The sequence below is a fragment of the Enterobacter sp. IF2SW-B1 genome (genome assembly GCF_001743375.1).
GTDB lineage: Bacteria > Pseudomonadota > Gammaproteobacteria > Enterobacterales > Enterobacteriaceae > Enterobacter > Enterobacter bugandensis.
In genome coordinates this window covers 1-590 of record NZ_MJAA01000133.1, presented here as the reverse complement: position 1 = coordinate 590, position 590 = coordinate 1, and the positions used below count along the sequence as shown (strand labels likewise).

The 590-nt window shown below is 48.5% G+C and carries 2 rRNA genes; both read right to left on the bottom strand.

The features are described from left to right. Nucleotides 1-290 (bottom strand): 23S ribosomal RNA (locus A6013_RS24015); the annotation flags it as partial. 198 nt (nucleotides 291-488) lie between these two features. After that, nucleotides 489-590, bottom strand: a 16S ribosomal RNA gene (locus tag A6013_RS24010); the annotation flags it as partial.

Sequence of the window (590 nt, the reverse complement as noted above, 5' to 3'; positions counted from 1 at the left end):
CACACAAGCTGATTCAGACTCCGGGCTGCTCCCCGTTCGCTCGCCGCTACTGGGGGAATCTCGGTTGATTTCTTTTCCTCGGGGTACTTAGATGTTTCAGTTCCCCCGGTTCGCCTCGTTAACCTATGTATTCAGTTAACGATAGTGTGACGGATCACACTGGGTTTCCCCATTCGGACATCGCCGGGTCAAAGGTTCATATCACCTCGCCGGCGCTTTTCGCAGATTAGCACGTCCTTCATCGCCTCTGACTGCCAGGGCATCCACCGTGTACGCTTAGTCGCTTAACCTCACAACCCGAAGATGTTTCACTTCTGATTGCGAAAATTTGAGAGACTCGAACACACATAACATGTGTGTCGTTTCAATTTTCAGCTTGATCCAGATTTTTAAAGAGCAAAACTTCTTAATGCACTCAAAAGTACATTCAGAAGTTCATCATTCATCAGACAATCTGTGTGAGCACTGCAAAGGCAGGTTCTTTAAGGTAAGGAGGTGATCCAACCGCAGGTTCCCCTACGGTTACCTTGTTACGACTTCACCCCAGTCATGAATCACAAAGTGGTAAGCGCCCTCCCGAAGGTTAAGCT